The organism is Sphingobacterium zeae (assembly GCF_030818895.1).
GTDB classification, from domain to species: domain Bacteria; phylum Bacteroidota; class Bacteroidia; order Sphingobacteriales; family Sphingobacteriaceae; genus Sphingobacterium; species Sphingobacterium zeae.
This window is the reverse complement of the sequence record NZ_JAUTBA010000001.1, coordinates 3,123,173-3,138,713: the sequence shown is the minus strand read 5'-3', so window position 1 is coordinate 3,138,713 and position 15,541 is coordinate 3,123,173. Positions and strand designations below refer to the sequence as shown.

The 15,541-nt window shown below is 39.7% G+C and carries 12 protein-coding genes; 9 read left to right on the top strand and 3 right to left on the bottom strand.

Features of this window, described 5'->3' with window-relative positions; all coding sequences use genetic code 11:
• Positions 1 to 8: 8 nt before the first annotated feature.
• Positions 9 to 1,250 carry an amidohydrolase gene (locus QE382_RS13135; RefSeq protein WP_307186288.1) on the bottom strand — a complete coding sequence of 414 codons (1,242 nt, stop codon included), beginning with the start codon at positions 1,248 to 1,250 and terminating at the stop codon, positions 9 to 11.
• Positions 1,251 to 1,674: 424 nt separating this feature from the next.
• Here QE382_RS13135 and QE382_RS13130 point away from each other — a divergent pair, with 424 nt between their 5' ends.
• From QE382_RS13130 to QE382_RS13120, 3 genes are read left to right on the top strand one after another with little or no spacing between them, the layout of a single operon-like run.
• Positions 1,675 to 2,289: a hypothetical protein gene (locus tag QE382_RS13130; protein WP_307186287.1), complete on the top strand. Its 615-nt coding sequence runs from the start codon at positions 1,675 to 1,677 to the stop codon at positions 2,287 to 2,289.
• Positions 2,290 to 2,307: 18 nt separating this feature from the next.
• Positions 2,308 to 2,661 (top strand): hypothetical protein, encoded by a 354-nt coding sequence (locus tag QE382_RS13125; RefSeq protein WP_307186286.1) that lies wholly within the window; start codon positions 2,308 to 2,310, stop codon positions 2,659 to 2,661.
• 5 nt (positions 2,662 to 2,666) lie between these two features.
• Positions 2,667 to 3,686 (top strand): oxygenase MpaB family protein, encoded by a 1,020-nt coding sequence (locus QE382_RS13120; protein WP_307186285.1) that lies wholly within the window; start codon positions 2,667 to 2,669, stop codon positions 3,684 to 3,686.
• Between the two features lie 151 nt (positions 3,687 to 3,837).
• Here QE382_RS13120 and recR read toward each other — a convergent pair whose 3' ends face one another.
• The gene (gene recR, locus QE382_RS13115) at positions 3,838 to 4,452 is read right to left on the bottom strand and encodes a recombination mediator RecR (protein ID WP_307186284.1); all 615 of its coding nucleotides are present in this window, start codon (positions 4,450 to 4,452) and stop codon (positions 3,838 to 3,840) included.
• A gap of 114 nt (positions 4,453 to 4,566) precedes the next feature.
• On the opposite strand from recR, the gene QE382_RS13110 reads away from it, so the two are divergent.
• The 6 genes from QE382_RS13110 (at position 4,567) to QE382_RS13085 (ending at position 13,313) form a co-directional block, all read left to right on the top strand.
• On the top strand, positions 4,567 to 5,271 hold the full coding sequence (locus QE382_RS13110; RefSeq protein WP_307188028.1) for an LOG family protein: 705 nt from the start codon (positions 4,567 to 4,569) through the stop codon (positions 5,269 to 5,271).
• Positions 5,272 to 5,479: 208 nt separating this feature from the next.
• Positions 5,480 to 6,037 carry an RNA polymerase sigma-70 factor gene (locus QE382_RS13105; RefSeq protein ID WP_307186283.1) on the top strand — a complete coding sequence of 186 codons (558 nt, stop codon included), beginning with the start codon at positions 5,480 to 5,482 and terminating at the stop codon, positions 6,035 to 6,037.
• 68 nt (positions 6,038 to 6,105) lie between these two features.
• A complete protein-coding gene (locus QE382_RS13100) occupies positions 6,106 to 7,245 on the top strand; it encodes a FecR family protein (protein WP_307186282.1) in 1,140 nt (379 codons plus the stop codon).
• A gap of 35 nt (positions 7,246 to 7,280) precedes the next feature.
• Positions 7,281 to 10,553 carry a TonB-dependent receptor gene (locus tag QE382_RS13095; protein ID WP_307186281.1) on the top strand — a complete coding sequence of 1,091 codons (3,273 nt, stop codon included), beginning with the start codon at positions 7,281 to 7,283 and terminating at the stop codon, positions 10,551 to 10,553.
• 18 nt (positions 10,554 to 10,571) lie between these two features.
• A complete protein-coding gene (locus QE382_RS13090) occupies positions 10,572 to 12,122 on the top strand; it encodes a RagB/SusD family nutrient uptake outer membrane protein (protein WP_307186280.1) in 1,551 nt (516 codons plus the stop codon).
• Positions 12,123 to 12,191: 69 nt separating this feature from the next.
• The gene (locus QE382_RS13085) at positions 12,192 to 13,313 is read left to right on the top strand and encodes an acyltransferase family protein (RefSeq protein WP_307186279.1); all 1,122 of its coding nucleotides are present in this window, start codon (positions 12,192 to 12,194) and stop codon (positions 13,311 to 13,313) included.
• A 685-nt stretch (positions 13,314 to 13,998) separates the two neighbouring features.
• Here the strand turns inward: QE382_RS13085 and QE382_RS13080 are convergent.
• Positions 13,999 to 15,459 carry an exonuclease domain-containing protein gene (locus tag QE382_RS13080; RefSeq protein ID WP_307186278.1) on the bottom strand — a complete coding sequence of 487 codons (1,461 nt, stop codon included), beginning with the start codon at positions 15,457 to 15,459 and terminating at the stop codon, positions 13,999 to 14,001.
• Positions 15,460 to 15,541: the final 82 nt, after the last annotated feature.

The window sequence follows — 15,541 nt, the reverse complement described above, 5'->3', positions numbered from 1 at the left end:
CGGCATTTCTATGCTATGATAGATGAGCTATTTCCCTGATGAACAAATCCATTGACGGTTGAGATGCGGGAGACAGCCTCTGCAGAACAACTTGCATCAACAAAAATAAGGCTAGCATCATCTCCTACTTTTGGCCATACGATTTTCCCATGGTCATCAAGTGGAATGCGACCATTAGTCGCGTAACGTAGGCTCCGGGATAGCTCAAATTCCGTTTCATAACCGTATAATTGTGCAACGAGATTGGCCTTTTGAAGCATATTACCGCTACCAAACGTACTCCAGTGATCTTGAACGTTGTCATTCCCTATAAAAACTTCCACTCCTGCCTTTTCCAGTTCCGGAAATGGCATTAACATGTTGCGGAAAGGCACCGAACTACAAATACCAACTTTCGCTGCCGCGAGGCGTTCGGCCGTATATTGCAAATCCCTTTTTGCCATGTAGCCCAAAGCGAAAGCATGGCTGATAAAGGTACGATCTTGCAACGCTGGATTTTCGAAAGCTTTATCAATTAAATAATGAATCGTTTTAACGCCAGATTGTCCACCTTCATGCAAGTGGATATCAATACCTTTGTTATTGTCCAATGCAAGTTGAATGGTCAAGTCCACAGGCTTCTCAATACTACCGTCAATACTAAAGGGGTCTAGACCACCGATAAAGTCCACCTGCTCCCATTTTGCGACCTCCTCCATCAGCTCCGCAGATTTTGTATAAAATAGCCCATGCTGCGGAAATGCGACCAATTCGGCAGAAAATGAATCCTTTAAATGTTCAAGAGCCTGTAACAAGTGCTCCAATGACGCTGTGCCAGACGTCGGATCAATATTAAAATGCGTGCGCGCAAAATTGGTTCCGTAGCCCTGCAAGAGTGAAATTAGCTTTTCGGCCCGTTCAACCGAGGTTTTTAATAGCTCCGGGATGATCATCCGCTCTTTGTCAATCATATCTTTTACAGTCCTATTTTTTGGAAACACTGCCTTCCAAGGAAGGCCAAATAAGGTTTTGTCCAAATGAATGTGCATATCACGAAATGGTGGTAACGCCAATTTACCTTTGATGTCAAAGCCTTTTACATCCGGTGTAGATTGCGCAGGCTCAACACTTCTTATTTTATTTCCCGCAATTTGTATATCAAATAATGCTGTTTTAGTAGCAACAACTTCCCCGTTTTCATAAAGAAAGCCTGTTTCTAGCAATACATTCGTTAACAAATATGTATCTTGATTTTGCGTAAGTCTATTCATGCCGATAACATTTATAACAAAACTAAGTGATTTGAGGTAATTTCTTTGTAAGAATTATCATGGTTTTTGTAGATATTATATGGTATTGATAGCTGATAAGAATGCTAAAAAGTTATTACCAATTCTTGGGCAACTTCCAACTGTATGTACAGAGAGTACACCATGAGTTCACGTTAAGTTTACCATTTTACATGTACTTTCAAAATGAGTCCGCTTTGGGAATATCGTACTTACAGTTAGAAGTGGGTTACCAAGAAAGCATCATTTGGTCAGACGAAAGCCTTATTGATGGGGCTCCTTAATATAAAAGAAATTATTGCCGTTATAGCTGTAGTATATCATAAAAAACGTTACTTTAACACAACTTATGGGGTATCGTGCCTTCTCAACGTTGACGTGGGCATTTGTAATTTAAAATCGAGCAATGCAAATCGAAATCGCTAATACATTTTACGAAATAATTCCTTGGAATAAAAACTATATTCAAGTTTTAGGCAGTCTATCTCCTTATCGTGTATATGCTCCGGCACATTGGGATATGGCTTCTGTTAAAGAATATATTAAGTTGAATCCGCCAACAAGCGAAACGGATCTTCAATCGTATGCATATCTCGACAATCCTTTTATCCTATTTGGAAAACCTTATTTGGTTAAAACTTATGATAACTCAACCTCAACGAACGTTAGTCTAACAGCAACCAGCATAGCTATTTATCAAAACAAGCGCACAAATACATTGAAATTACTCTTTAAGTGGAGTCAAGAACTACTTTATAATGAAATTATAAAGCAGATGTCCTACTGGGAAGAACAGCTGGACATCTACACTATCTCCAGCGTTGCCATCAAAAAATTATCAAAAAGCGAATTTACGATTGTTGAGCGTGGAATTTATTTTTCAAATCGACTCATCAATTTAGAAAAAGAACATATAAATCGAATTGTACTCAAGGCATTCTGTAAATTTGCTCAGAAATCCCGTAAAGAAACAGAGGCTATTTTCGACGTATTTATTCCAAATTGGAAAGACCTTCATTAACATGCAAGATATAATACAATGACAGCGATAAACATAAAAATTTCAATAACAAAAGAGCACCTCAGCATACCTTTCAATATCCAGGATCTTGATCAGTCCATGGCCTCACACATGAAGGAAATCAACGACTATGTTGTTGACTGCTTGGAGAATAAAGATGGTGGACCATATTTAAGCGACTTTAGTATCAGCAGACTGTCTTTCTATAATGATCATACCGGTGGTAGTTTCAGAATGCATTTTAAAATTGACCGTCAATTCTGCTGCAGCGATCTATTATCCTGTCAAATGGATTATATCGACTTTAAATTTAATATTTCCAACGATACCATCGCGATTCATGGATCCTATGTAGATTGGACAATTCAATAGAACCTATGCGTATACCCGAACGTTTTCAAATTAATACAAGCTCATTCTCTTTCTATTGGTCAAAGGGCCCTGGTGTTGATCTGCTTCGCAAACTGTCCAAGAAACCAGTGATAGCGGATGCTGGTCAATTTGCACCTTTACTGTATCAATACGACAGGGCTTGCGACCAGCTTGTCGAACAACTACATCTAAAAATTGGTTTTTATCAAGGTCAACAGTTACTCAAAGATGCGCTTGCTGGTAGACCTATTGAACCTGCCTACGAGCAGGTATTGATCAAGTTTCTCAATACCGTGGATTTTACTCCACCTTGGTTGGATTGGGATAAAATCGAACAGGGAATTGAACTCAGTCAACGATCGGGCTTATCTGGATTAATTGTATTACGTGATTATGTGCTCATGGGTGGCTATGAATCCAGCGCGATAAACAAACCTTTGATCTTTACGGGAGCGCTAAAAAAAGGGGCTGTCAAACGACTCACCGAAACGGTAACCTTTTGGGTTGATATCACAGGCGATGATGCGCTGAAAAAGGGTAATATTGGCATAGAGGCCATTCTACTTACCCGATGTATCCATTCGTATGCGCGATTAAACATTCTAAAGCACGGTCAGTGGCAAACAGAAAAATGGGGTATTCCATTAAATACGTGGGATATGCTTGCAACCAATCTCGGATTTTCTCTTGTTTACCTAACAGGGCTAAATCGTATGAAATTCAATGTATTGGAAAACGAGGTAGAAGGTTTATTCCATGTCTGGAAGTTTATCGGAACATTGCTGGGTATTCCATTGCAACTTCTCCCCGACACAGAGGAGCAAGCCATTGAAGCTTTGTATTATTGGACCATGACACAACAACCAGGAGATCAGGATAGTTTAGCTTTAGCAAAATCACTCATGGAAGAGCCCATTAAAGCGGCCTACCCCACAAACAAATGGGGACGAAAGCTCATGCGCGAAATTCACCTCTACTACAATCATTATCTATTGGGAGACTACTGTGTTCACTATTGGGTTTAAAAAAGACGGTACTCGGTAAAATTGCTTATGTGAATATCTTAAAAAATAAAAAAGCAAATCGTATGGTTACCGACAGCTTATGGCGAAAAAAGCAAATTGATAAAGGCAGAAAAATACACGAAGGGGTTAAAGGAATCTATCTAAAGTACAATTACCCGACACTGCGCTCATAAGGAACGCGCGTGGCAATGGATCGACCCAAAGTCAACTCATCAACATATTCCAATTCGCCTCCAAATGCGATCCCGCGCGCGATGGTTGTAATTTTGACATCAAACTCCCGCAACTTACGGTACAAATAAAAAATGGTTGTATCTCCCTCCATCGTTGCTGACAACGCTAGAATAACTTCTTCCACCTCACCTCTTTGGATTCGATTGATTAACCCTTCAATTTTTAGATCAGCGGGACCGATGCCGTCCATAGGCGAAATTAATCCCCCCAATACATGATATACGCCTTGATATGAATTTGTATTTTCGATGGCCATCACGTCTCGCGTGTCTTCTACAACACAGATCAAATTTTTATCGCGTTTGAATGAGGCGCATATCTCACATATACTGTGGTCAGAAATATTGAAACATTCCTGGCAATACTGAATATCTTCTTTCAAGCGATCGATAGAGGCCGTAAAACGAGCTACATCCGCATCCGATTGCTTCAGTAGATGCAAAACTAACCTCAATGATGTCTTTTGTCCCACGCCAGGCAGTTTTCCAAATTCGGCAACGGCGTTCTCGAGAAGCTTAGAAGAAAAATTCATAATGCAAATGTAAGAATAATCGGAAAAAGTAGCTACTATTAAAAAAATACCTATATTGTATTCCTTTTTGGAAAATTGAATTTAGAAATTTAAGGTATAACGTTATATATGGACATTACAAAAGAAGATAAAATTATCCGTGCATTTGAGAACAAAACATGGCAAGAAATTAAAGTAAAAGACTCTTGGCAGATTTTTAAAGTGATGTCAGAGTTCGTGGATGGATTTGAGAAATTGGCAAAAATTGGGCCCTGTGTGTCAATATTTGGATCTGCGCGTACCCCGCGTGAACACAAATATTATCAAATGGCGGTAGAAATTGCAAGTTTATTGACAGCACGTGGTTACGGTATTATTTCGGGCGGCGGGCCAGGTATCATGGAAGCAGCGAACAAAGGTGCTTATGAGTCAGGGGGTAAATCTGTTGGATTGAACATTGAACTACCCTTTGAACAATTCCACAACAAATATATCGACCGAGATAAGCTCCTAGAATTTAAGTACTTCTTCGTGAGAAAAGTGATGTTTATGAAGTATTCTCAAGGCTATATTGTTATGCCAGGAGGTTTTGGAACGATGGACGAACTTTTTGAAGCAATCACATTGATCCAAACGGGCAAAATCGCACGTTTTCCAATCGTATTGGTGGGCTCTGATTATTGGAAAGGGTTGATGGACTGGGTTCAGAATACAATGATTCCTAACAAATATATCAGCGAAGAAGATTTGAAACTATACCGTATTGTCGATACTGCGGAGGAGGCTGCTGACCATATTTTCCGATTCTACGACAAGTACCTGTTGAAGCCAAACTTCTAAAAAGTAGTTACTTTGAAAAAAAAGAGTATCTGAGAATTAACAGATGCTCTTTTTTTATGCCTATCGCGCAGGTAATATTTTAGGAAAGCATCAAATTTGTTCGTGAGCATCGCATTTATTAATTAAAGTTATATTATTAATCATTTAGTCATTACATTTACTCCGCTATTAGCTAGCGTAACCATAGAAAAACATAGTATTGACGTGTATGAAAGATTTTGGAGCCCATTCAGATGAGGAGCTAATCGTGTTGATTCAACAAGACGATAGCTTAGCTTTCGAAGCTTTGTATGATCGCTATTGGAAAACGCTTTATTACCAGGCTGCCCGCAAAACAAATTCACTGGAAGATGCGCAGGAAATTGTACAAAATATCTTTACTTCACTTTGGCTGAGACGCCATCAACTCAAAATTGAAAGCAATCTTGCTTCCTACCTCGCTGTGGCCGTTAAATACAAAGTATTTAAATATCTGGCACAACAATACAAACAGGAGGCTTTTAAGCACGATACGGAATGGGTGGATTTTGATAACTCGACGGAAAATTGGCTCCAGTTTGAAGAGCTTCGTGTTCGGTTAGATCAGCTTGTTTCCGAACTGCCCGAAAAATGCCAGCTTGTTTTCAAATTATCCCGCGAAGAAGGACTTACTTATAAACAGATCGCTGAGCACATGAACATCTCTGTGAAAACGGTCGAAACCCAATTAGGCCGTGCCTTAAAAAAAATACGCGCTGGTATTCAGCGCTTTCTGATTACTTTGTAATTTTTTTTCTCTTCTTGTCAGGGTATCAGCCCAATTTAGGGACTCTATATAAAAAATAACTCCTAAATATGGTTGATCATAATCAATTCCGGATAAAGAAATTGGCTTACAAATGGATTCAAGGCACATGTACCCCTGAAGAGGAAGTCGAATTGCAAGAGTGGTATGAAACAAGTGATGGCGAACCACTCCCTATCCCCGAGGAGCTCGCAACGGATGAACAACAACTCAAAGAGCTGTTATTCTTACATATAAAGCAGGAAATCCAAGCGTCAAAAATCAAGCGAATTCCAAAATGGGTGAAATTAAGTGGAATAGCTGCTGCTTTAGCACTGTTATTTATACTACCCCTTTACCTTGTTAAAAGAACAACCGAAGATAGCCCGCAGGTAGCCGTGAAGACGCAAGAGCAAGTTCATCCGGGTATTAAGGCAGCGGTATTAACTTTAGCCGACGGAACTAAAATTGACCTTTCTGCCCAGCAACAGAGCGTTCTCCATCAGGATGAACAGGTGAAAGTAATTACCACTGCTTCAGGAACCGTGCAATATCAATTTACAGCCAGTAAGAATACTGATACTAGCCGTACCAATACCATTGAAACGCCGATTGGAACAGAGTATACGATAATTTTGGCCGATGGCAGTAAGGTATGGCTAAACGCTGGCTCCGTGCTAACGTTTCCTGAATCTTTTTCGTCAAATAGCCGTGAAGTAAAATTATCTGGTGAAGCCTATTTTGAAGTCAGCCACGATAGTAAGCGACCATTCTATGTGCGATCGAATGAACAAACCATTCGCGTATTCGGAACACATTTTAATGTAAGCTCCTATCCAAATGAAAACAATAAAACCACACTTATAGCAGGCTCTGTACAAGTCTCGCAATTCGGCAAGTCAAAAATGCTGAAACCTGGTCAAGCAGCATTTACCACAGCCGGGAATCTTATCGTAGCAGAAGCTAATATCGAAGAAGCAATGGCCTGGAGAAATGGCATTTTTTATTTTGAATCAACACCGATCAAAGATGCACTCGCTGCTATAAAACGCTGGTATAATGTAGATGTTGTCTACAAAGGGACAAACTTGAAGCGTGAATTGACCGGAAAAATAAAACGCAATTCCACAGCAAAAGAATTGGTTGAGACGCTCAATTTCCTTGATATAAAGTGCCAATTACGCAACAATAAAATTGAAGTGGAACTCTAAATTTATCAATATAAAATCTAATTAACCAACTGATTATGAATAAACGTATACCCATTCAAAAGGCTGGCAAAAGAGCAAAGTTATTTGCGGCTTTACTAGCTATCCAGTGCATTTCCCATGCAAATAATGTTGCGCTGGCAAATGTGAGCCAGTCTAAAATCAAATTACAACACGAAGAATACACGTTGGCAAAGTTCGCCAAAGAAATCGAACGTCAGAGTTCTTATGTGTTTCTGTACGATAACTCGCAGATTAATGATAACCAAAAAATCCGAATAAACCATAAAGATGGTTCTATTGTTGAAATTCTGGATGACAACCTGAAAAAGCTCTCGTATTCTTATAAAATTGTCAACAACACCATTGTCCTAAAAAGGAAAACAGATGATATGCCCTTAAGAAACACGATGAATGTACAACAGCTTGTCAAAGGGCGCGTTTCCGATAGCGATGGTAACGCATTAACAGGGGTCACAATCCGCAATACAACAACAGGTAAACAAGCGGAAACAGACAGTAAAGGTGAATTCTCGATTGAAGCAACCTCTACACATCAACTGAGCTTTAGTTCGATAGGTTATGAGACTATCAGTAGTACGGTAGGTTCCAATAGTTACCTCAATATACAGATGAAAACTGCCAACAACCAACTGGAGCAGATCGTTGTGGTCGGTTTTGGAACACAGAAAAAAAAGGACATCACGGGAGCCATTGCAACCATGAGCACAAAGGATATTGAAGATCGCCCTGTGACCCAATTGGCGAGTGCCATGGAAGGTAAAATGGCGGGGGTAGAAATTGTAAAATCATCGGGACAGCCACAAGCAGGCTTTTCCATTCGGGTTCGCGGGACCTCAACAATCACTGCAGGTAGCAACCCTTTATATATTGTAGATGGAGTTCCTACAGAAAATATAGCAGAACTAAACCCTTCCGATATTCAAAGCATTTCGGTCTTAAAAGATGCTGCTTCTGCCGCTGTCTATGGGTCTTCTGGAGCCAATGGCGTGGTGTTGATTACGACCAAAAGAGGAACAAACGGTAAGACAATGGTAAATCTCGAAACCTATCAAGGATTTTCAGCCATCAGAAAAAAGCCTAGCGTTCTAAATGCGGTACAATATAGAGAATTAATGACTGAGATGGGAGAAGCCTTAGATTGGTCGAAATATACCGCTGATACGAACTGGCCAGATCAGCTATTCCGCACCGGTCACAGCCAAAAATACCAGGCTTCAGTACGCGGTGGAGATGAAAAGACAGGATTTTACATCTCTGGATCTTATCAAAAAGATAATGGTACAGTCATCACAAATACAGTAAACAAGTTCAATTTCAAGGTTAATTTGGATCATCAGATCAACAAAATCTTTAAAGTTGGAACAAGCTTATCTTACAACCGTTGGTACGACGTGGACATTACCGAGAACTCCCGAAATGGAGTTATCATGAATGCTTACGTGGGCTCTCCAGTAATCGGCATATATGGCGATAAAGGTGCTTTCACAGTGGATCCATTCTATACAGATCTTGACAACCCCGTTGCATTGGCAACAGGCAACGAGCATAGCTATATCAACAACAGATTTACAGGAAATGCCTTTGTGGAAGCCAATATCCTACCGGGACTAAAGTTCAAATCGCTGTTTGGGTATGAGAAATTTAACAACCAGTACCGTACTTTTGTGGATCCGTTCCGCACGACAGAGGGTAGAAAATATAAAGGGATGGCGACGCTCCAGCAGCAGGACAATCAGTATTGGATGTCCGAAAATACATTAAACTACGACAGAACTTTTAGTGACAAGCACCACTTCACAGGTTTACTAGGTTATATTGCCACTAAAACACAAACAACAATCTCAAATATCGCTACCCAGAATTTTGCTAATCCAGCAATTCACACCGTTAATGGAGGTTCGATGATTACGGCGATGCCAACAGCGATAGATGCTGCTGTATCCACTGTTTCTGGCATTGCAAAAATCGGTTATGATTATAACGACAAGTACTTATTTACAGCCAATCTGAGAGCTGACGCGTCATCTGTATTCGGGCCTAATAACCGTTGGGGTTACTTCCCTTCTTTCTCTGCCGGCTGGCGTTTATCCAATGAAGATTTCTTTAGTTCGCTGAAAAACACGGTAAACGATTTGAAAATCCGCGCGAGTTGGGGTAAGGTTGGAAATAGCCAAATCCCGGCCTTTTCCTATCTTGGTTTAGTTGACGTCACGGGATCGTACAATATCGGCGATCAGGTTGTACCGGGGTATACACCTTCTACCTTGGACAATCCCAATTTAAAATGGGAAACAACAAATCAGACCGATATTGGTGTGGATGCCAGTTTCTTTAATTCAAGATTGATATTTGGTGCAGATTATTATGCAAAAAGGACTGTAGGCCTACTTCTCAGCTCAAGGGTTCCGTACAGTTCGGGCTATAGAACTGCGCTGAAAAACTTAGGCGACCTACAAAATAGAGGTTTCGAATTCGAATTGAGTAGCCGAAATTTCGTTCACGATTTCAAATGGAATACAACTGTGACCTTTGGGCTCAATCGCAATAAAGTCCTGAATATTGATGGCGGAACCTATTATGACGGAAATATTGATGGCCGTGGCAATAGTACGATTGCAAAAGAAGGGGTTGCATTGGGATCATTCTGGGGTTACGTCGCGAAAGGCGTCAATCCAGAGACCGGAGATATGATCTATCAGATGGCTGATCCGGAAGCAGGTCTTCAAACGAGTGATATGGCTATCATTGGTAATGCTACACCAAAATTCTCTTATGGCATGACAAATGATTTTAGTTATAAGAACTTCAGCTTGTCTTTTTTCTTACAGGGTGTACAGGGAAATGATATCCTTAATGCGACACGTATTTATACAGAGGGTATGTGGGAACCGAGAAACCAAAGTACTGCCGTATTAAACAGATGGACAGTCAATAACAAAAATAGTACTATGCCGCGTCCGGATCTAAATAATACAGATGACAACTACAATTCACAGATTTCTTCCCGTTTTGTAGAGAAAGGTTCCTACCTCAGGGTAAAATCGATGACCTTGGCCTATACCCTACCTAAACAAGTGCTTGAACGATGGAATCTCAATAAGGTCCGTCTTTATGTGACAGGCGAGAATCTGTTAACATTCACAAAATACTCAGGTCTAGATCCTGAGGTAAGCATGTATGGGGGAACTAACCAGGAAACCGTGAGCTCCAATATGGCGCCGGGCATCGATTTTGGTACTTCGCCGCAGGCACGCACCTTTATTGTTGGTTTAAACCTAACTTTTTAACCTTTTAGCTTACAAACAATGAAATCAAATAGATATACGTCATTAGCCATCGCCTTATTGGCTTCTCTTGCTCTAAATTCCTGCAAAAAGTTTTTAGATCTTCAGCCTACCTCCACGGTAACGAGTGAAAATGCCTATCTCACCGGAGACAATATTGAGAAAGCATTAAACGGGGCCTATAATTCTTTTATAGGCAATGGTACCCGCCCGGGAAGCAATGCCAATTATTATCAATGGGAGATGATTTTACAGACCGATATCCGTTCGGACAATGCGCATGCGGCCGGTGGTGGTGAGATAGACTTTGCACAAATTGACTATAATACGATTACCAATACCAATGAAATGGTACGCAGGGATTGGGAAGAACTGTATGGAGCAATCTCAAAATGCAATATCGTTATCGACAATGTTAATAAAGTCACAGATCCTACTTTTTCGGATGAAAGACGCAAACAAATTCTTGGAGAAGCTTCATTTTTAAGAGCCTTCCATTATTATCAATTGGTCAAACTTTACGGTGGTGTCCCCTTGGAAAAACACTCCAACAGTACAGATTCGGAGGTATTACGCATCAAGCGATCAACTGTAGAGGAGGTTTATGATTTTATAGATTCGGATCTACAAGTGGCAGCAAACAATCTTCCCGATGGGTTTGGACAGCCCTCTATTGACAAGGTTAGAGCTACAAAAGGTGCTGCAAATGCCTTGCTGACCAAAATATGGGCACAACGCCCTGATCGCGATTACAATAAGGTATTGCAATACGCCAATGCAGTGATTACTGGAAAAGGTGGCTATCAGCTCCTTCAAAACTATGCGGATCTTTTTGACGGTAAACATAACTATAACAGTGAATCTATCATAGAGATTCCCTATATCGCTGGCAGTCCCAATCTAAGCTGTTGGGGTGGCGCATTCTTTTTCCCGGATCTTGATGAAAATGGCCAAATCAACGAAAACGAATGGCGCCGGTATGGAACACCATCAAAAGATCTTGTCGAAGCTTATGACAACGCTGGCGACACTGAACGAAAGAATGCCAACATCTGGTTTTTCTCTGTTCCTTGGGCAGATGAGTTCTGGAACCCTTGTGGAGATGCTGATACAGAAATCCCATTTAATGTAAAGCAAAAACATGCCAACAGCTTCCAAAGTGGCGATCATTTTTACCTTTTGCGGCTTGCGGACATCATTCTGCTTAAAGCAGAGGCTCAAAACGCATTGGGAAATGCTTCTGGTGCGATAAACACTATAAACATCATACGGCATCGCGCAGGGCTGTCAGATTTATCCGGTGTCAGCTCCACTGCATTAAAGGCCATCATTCTCAACGAGCGCCGATTGGAACTTGCTTTCGAAGGTCAACGTTGGGATGATCTGAATCGGTATGGTGTCACAGTGGAAGTCATGAATAAATTGAATGAGATTAAATTTACATGCGATAATGGCACTCAGAGTAATGCCACACAAATTAAGTATAATTTTAACCAAAATAGCCTGCTCCTCCCTATACCATTATTGGAATTGCAGGCAAACCCGAGCCTCACTCAAAATCCAGGCTATTAATTAGACCAAGCATAGGCTGTTCAAAGGATTAATTCCTTGAACAGCCTTTCTTTACAAATATACTTTATTATGACTCGTTTTAAATCACTGGATATTTTCCGTGGGTTTACACTCGCGGCTATGATTCTCGTCAATAATCCCGGCAACTATCATCATGTGTTTCCGCAACTTGAACACTCCATCTGGCATGGATGTACGTTTACAGATCTTATATTTCCATTTTTCTTATTTGCTGTTGGAAACTCGATGGCATTTTCTTTAAAAAATAGCGATCAGCTGGCACCAGGACTATACTGGAATAAAATTGTCAAAAGAACAATCATCCTTTTTCTACTCGGTCTGTTTTTAAATGTTTTTCCTTTTGTAGAATGGAATAGTCTTCACCAGCTCGAGTGGATTCCATTTGCCAAGTATAGGTATTTCGGCGTATTGCAACGTATCGCTATCTGTTATTTCAGTTGCGCTATGTTAGTATATTATTTTAAAGATAAAGGTGCGTTAATAGTCAGCGCGGTATTTCTTTTGTGCTATTGGCTGATTTGCTACTATAGTAATCCATCAGACCCTTATAGTTTGGACGGTTGGTTCGGAACCAAACTTGATATTAGTATGTTCGGAGCCTCTCATCTCTATCATGGTGAAGGAACAGCGTTTGATCCTGAAGACATTTGGAGCGTATTCCCAGCCATAAGTCAAACCTTATTTGGTTATATCGCAGGTAAATACATTATTCAAAAATTGAGGGGTAAGAGGGAGCTGAACGTGCTACTGTTGGTCGGTCTATCTTTTATTTTTGCCGGTTATATCTGGTCGTTCTTCTTCCCACTCAATAAGAAAATCTGGACAAGTAGTTATTGCCTATTTACCACTGGTATTGCTCTATCCTTCCTATGTATATTGATATACCTTATTGAATTTCAAAAAGTCAACAGATTATTTTATATTATCTTTGATGATTTCGGCAAGAATACACTACTTATTTACTGTATAAGTGGGCTGATCCCAACGATTTGCTCATTTATCCTCATAGGGGTCTCCCAGCAAAATCTCTGGGACTTTAGCTACAATATCCTGTTTGGCAGTTGGCAGAATCAACAATTATCCTCCGCCCTATTTGCATTGCTATTTGTCGCTTTGAATTGGTTGATCGCCTATTACTTACGAAAGAAAAAGATCTATATCAAAATCTAGGTCAAGGTACCTTTAGGGTAAAATAAGCGATCTGGATTAGAAATAAAAAAAAGGGCCAAGGCCCTTTTTATATATAAAGATATGGATAAGATATACCGCAGCTACTTTAAGAAAACGCCCCATCTTTGTTTTACTATTTCGCCGGTTACAGTATACGAATACTAAAGTAGCTTAAACTAACTATATAGAGAAAAAACTTAGGGGGACAAAACGGGGACAAATGTTATTTAACTGACATACATGCGATTAAAACCTTTTTGTATTAAATAAAAAGTTGTTTGACGCAAAAAACTACACCTTGTCCCTTGGCTCATTTTTAATTCAATTTTTAGACAGTAATCAGTCAATGATTATACAGTGGATACTGAGTCATCACTGAACAAGCACTGAACAAGCACTGAACAAGTAGTGTCGAAAGGTCAAATTTCGTAGCTCGTATCCTCCTGCATGTTTTAAATGAATGCTAGTTCCAAAAGGAGTAAAAAAAGAAAAACCTGAGGTTGGGAACCTCAGGTTTTAACTAACCAATTATTAACCTAAATTATGAAAAGTCTTTACTAATAAACACATTTCAATTATCGGACCATTATAATCTACAATTTTTTATTTCACATTTCTTTAACAAATAATTGAGATTAAGATGACCAAAATCTAAGAAAATGACTACGATACCAAGTATAGACAATTAGCTAAAGTTGAAAAGACTATTTGGCTCTAACTTTTCATAATGGAAATCCGGTTCGGCAGCAGTATTTGGTAAAAAAGTCGATTCTGTTAAAAAATGTATTTTAGCAGGATGCCTTGCTGCTGCCATTTTGACTAATTCCAGCATGTAATGATTACTCGGATATCTTTTAACATGTGCTTTTAAATCTTCAAAACCATAATTTTGATAGTATTGATCAATATAGCCCATGCCATAGAAAGTACCATTTTCAATAACAATACAGCTTTTCTCTTCACAATGACGTCCCTTATCGATCAGTACATACGATGGACGTTGCACCAACCACTCCTCAATACAGCGTTCAATTCTGGTATTGTGTAAGTCGCGATCGGGCAATACATCCTTCTTAATGGACTTTGTTGACAAACTGGCTTGCCCAAACTGACAGAATTGCGGATTAATAGCATCTTGTTGGATAAATGTTTGGAGTAACTGAATTGCATCGTATTCACGCTGGAAGACTTGAATACATGTCTGTCCCCTATTTGTCTTACCAATGGCAAGATGAAGGTATCCGTTTTGATCTTCATAGGAAAACAATCCGAACTTAGGTTCGTACCGTTTCAGTGCCCTATTGTATTTTGGCCAAAACCGTTTAATCTCCGCGCATTCCAAAAGTAGCGCCATAAGCTCTGTCCCACAGCATTCGTAACTGATATGATGAATTTCCTTTAAAAAATTTTGCCTTTGGGCTTGAATGTTATTTCCAGTAAAATGGGATAATACCCGTTTTTTGATATTTACAGCCTTTCCCACATAAATTACTTTTCCATCTTTGTCGTGAAAATAGTAGACTCCAGCCTCATTCGGCAATTGTTCATACGCTAACGGATTTAAGTGTGGCGGAAAACGTTGATCTATCGCCTTGTGTTTAATCATATCCTGAAAGATCTGTTCAGTATCCAGAACTTTCAAATAAGCAAAAAGAATAGCAGTTGCATCGGCGTCGCCACCTGCACGATGCCTATTTTCTATCGGTATATCTAAATAATCGCATAGACGTCCCAAACTATAGGATAATAACCCCGGCTTTATTTTTCGCGCATAGCGTACTGTACATAATTTTATCGCTGACCATTCGAATCCCGATTCATGCAGCTGAAAACGGATGAATGAGTAATCAAAATTGACATTATGCGCAACAAAGATACGGTCTTTAAGCATTCCATAAATGCGCTCGGCAACTTCCTCAAATGTTGGAGCATCCTTTACCATGTCATTATTGATGCCAGTAAGCGCAAAAATGGAGTTAGGAATTTCCTTTCCTGGATTTACTAATGTTTCCCAGCGTTCAAGAACTTGGTTACCATCATGAATAACAATAGCAACCTCTGTGATCCGACTCGATTTTGCATGGCCACCTGTAGTCTCTATATCCACGATGGCAAACTCTTGTTTTTTGCTTTGATTTACACTCATAACACAAAGCAAATATACTAAAAATATTAGCTACAGAAAATAATATCCGTAAACTTTTACAAAACAGGATATATCTTTATGG